Raw genomic sequence first — 2,212 nt, forward strand, 5'->3', positions numbered from 1 at the left:
CAGCCTGACTGTGGACAACAAGCCTGAAGGCAGCGACCCCGTGGACGACGCCGACGCAGCGACCGCCCTGCCTCCGCCACGCGTGGGGTTTGTCGTGAGCCGCAAGGTAGGCAATGCCGTCGTCCGCAACCGGGTCCGCCGGAGACTGCGTGAGCAGGTACGTGCCCGACTCGATCACGTTCCGGCTGGGACGTTGATGATCGTTCGTGCCTTACCGGACAGTGCCACCGCATCTTCAGATGAGCTGGGGCGCGCCCTCGACCGGGCGTTGCGTGAGAGATCATCCCGTGGCCGGTCCGGTAACGGGTCCAGGCTGGGCGACGGGATTGCCAAAACCCTCGACCGGCATCGTCGATGAGCATCGGTGACTGCGTTCTGCTTACAGTCGGTCTACTCGCAGTGTTCGACCTGACTGTGGCAAGCCACGTCGCCGCGAGGGCCGCGCCGAGGCTGTGTCGTGGCCCCGGCGGCATGGTGCGCAGTCCCCTCGCGTGGGCGCTGCGTACCATGATCGGACTCTATCGGGCCGCCTGGTCCGTGCGCAGCGCCGGCGTCTGCCGCTTCGAGCCGTCCTGTAGCGCGTATGGGCTTGAGGCGGTGCGCCGTTACGGCGGGGTCCGGGGTGGCCTGCTGGCTGCCCGCCGGCTGCTGCGCTGCCAGCCGTTGTCGGCCGGAGGTTATGACCCGGTTCCGACGCGTGACCCGGTTCCGACGCGTGACCCCAAGCACCCGCACAAGCCGACCGCGTCCCGCCGTGGCACGAGGGTCAGCCGTGGCACGAGGGTCTTGATGGCCAAAGGGCGCGCGACGATCGTCGGATCGCGCGCCCGGAGGCCGCAGTCCCTGGAGCACTAAGGAGACAGGCCAGTGTTGAATCCCCTCTACCATCTCGCGGCACACGCGATCGTCTTCTTCCACGGTGGCTTCGGGCTGATCTTCGGTCAGGGCAGCTTCTTCGCGTGGTCGTTTTCTGTCGTCCTGCTGGTGATCTGTGTCCGCATTCTGATCTTTCCCCTGTTCGTCAGGCAGGTGAAGTCGCAGCGGACGATGCAGCTGATGCAACCCAAGATCAAGGAGATCCGGGAGAAGCACGGGCAACAAGCAGAAGATGAACGCCGAGATCATGGCGTTGCAGAAGGAGCACGGCAACCCGCTGCTGGGCTGTCTGCCGATCGTGCTGCAGATCCCGTTGTTCATCGCGCTGTTCCACGTCTTCAGCCACCTCCAACCCGTTGAGGGGAAGAACGGGCTGGAATGGGTGGCGCGAGTGGGGTTGACCGCTCACCAGGTGCAGCAGATCGCCGAGGCCAAACTGCTCGGCGTCTCGCTGTCGACGTCCTTCACCTCGTCGTCGAGTTTCCTGGAGTTCGTCCGCGCCGACGGGACGAACGTCAAGATTTTTGCCGTCGTCCTGATCCTGCTCATGGGCATGACCACGTTCCTGACCCAGAAGCAGATCATGGCGCGCACCGGGACAACGGACTCGCAGCAGGCCATGGTGCAGAAGGTGCTGCTCTACGGCTCGCCGATCATGCTGGCGGTGTTCGGTTTCCGCTTCCCGATCGCCGTCCTGCTCTACTGGCTCACCACCAACCTGTGGAGTATGGGCCAGCAGTTCTTCGTCATCAAGAGGATGCCGCCGGTGCTGGCACAGACCGCGACCGGACGCGTACCCGGGGCCCGGGTGGAGGCTGGTAGCGCTGCGAAGGGCAAGACCCTTGAGCCGCCGGCGCGGCCCGCACCCGGTGCCCGGCCGGTGCCCGGCGCTCGGCCCGCGGCGAAGGCCAAGAGCCGTTCCAAGCCCGCCGTGGATGCTCCGACCACGGATTCGTCCGCGACCGCCGTCAGTAAGGCCGTGAACAAGTCCACCGGCAAGGCTCCGCCCGGGACCCGTTCGCCTGGCAATCCCGGCAGTAAGGCGCGGCCGGCGGCGGGAAACGGGTCCGGCGCTGCGTCCGGCAACGGGACTGGCGGCACCATGGCCGGTAACGGGACTGGCGGCAACACGGTTGGTAACTGGGCTGGCGACAACGTGGCTGGTAACTGGTAACGGGACTGGCGGTAGTGCGGCCGGCAAGGTCCAGCCGGCTCCGGCTCCAGTACCGGAAAACGGCGCAGTCCAGGACAACAGGACGGCATCCGAAGGCGAGCCCAAGACCCGGGCGGCAGGTACACCCGGGGTGCCGGCTGGAGCGCGACGCCCATCCGGAGG

At 66.8% G+C, this 2,212-nt stretch carries 2 protein-coding genes and 1 pseudogene; all 3 read left to right on the forward strand.

The features are described 5' to 3' along the window. Positions 1–4 precede the first annotated feature (4 nt). The 3 genes and pseudogenes from rnpA to yidC all read left to right on the forward strand — a co-directional run bounded on the left by rnpA (position 5) and on the right by yidC (position 2,050). On the forward strand, positions 5–358 hold the full coding sequence (rnpA, locus tag U9980_RS26910; RefSeq protein WP_322770493.1) for a ribonuclease P protein component: 354 nt from the start codon (positions 5–7) through the stop codon (positions 356–358). Positions 359–471: 113 nt separating this feature from the next. Beyond that, a complete protein-coding gene (yidD, locus tag U9980_RS26915; protein WP_322770494.1) occupies positions 472–855 on the forward strand; it encodes a membrane protein insertion efficiency factor YidD in 384 nt (127 codons plus the stop codon). 129 nt (positions 856–984) lie between these two features. Then, positions 985–2,050: pseudogene (yidC, locus tag U9980_RS26920) on the forward strand (membrane protein insertase YidC). The last annotated feature ends 162 nt before the right edge of the window (positions 2,051–2,212 follow it).

Source organism: Protofrankia sp. Cr1 (genome assembly GCF_963555865.1).
In the GTDB taxonomy this organism is placed as follows: Bacteria; Actinomycetota; Actinomycetes; order Frankiales; family Frankiaceae; genus Protofrankia.

Bases quoted from the DNA above. Each gene is read 5' to 3' on its own strand.
- yidD (WP_322770494.1), top strand. From the start codon at position 472: ATGGTGCGCAGTCCCCTCGCGTGGGCGCTGCGTACCATGATCGGACTC.